The sequence below is a fragment of the Lysinibacillus sp. GbtcB16 genome (assembly GCF_019091145.1).
Lineage (GTDB): Bacteria > Bacillota > Bacilli > Bacillales_A > Planococcaceae > Lysinibacillus > Lysinibacillus fusiformis.
Genome location: NZ_JAGXJV010000717.1, coordinates 1 through 247, shown reverse-complemented (window position 1 = coordinate 247; position 247 = coordinate 1). Strand labels below are relative to the sequence as shown.

The following is a 247-nucleotide window of genomic DNA, read 5'->3' as shown; positions in this document are numbered from 1 at the left end:
CTCTAAACTCTTCGGTGTTGAGCACATAACCGGCAGGAGCTTTACTCTCCTTCACAATATACTCGCCCTTTAACAGGCCGGTGAATTGGGCAATCCCGTTCTCATTCGTGGCCACCGTGTTAATCCGATCCACGGACTGGCCGGACTTCCGGAATAAGTCGAACTCAGCCCCGCTTAGCAGTAGCGTGTTGTTCGAGGCGTCAACCTTTTTCACGGTAAGCGAACCTCTTTCTCCACTGCCTGTTCC

Annotated in this window: 1 protein-coding gene; it reads right to left on the bottom strand. The window is 52.6% G+C overall.

Features of this window, described 5'->3' with window-relative positions; all coding sequences use genetic code 11:
- Positions 1–214 (bottom strand): prealbumin-like fold domain-containing protein (locus tag KVT27_RS25685; RefSeq protein WP_217582286.1); only part of this gene is annotated, 214 nt, incomplete at its 3' end.
- Positions 215–247: the final 33 nt, after the last annotated feature.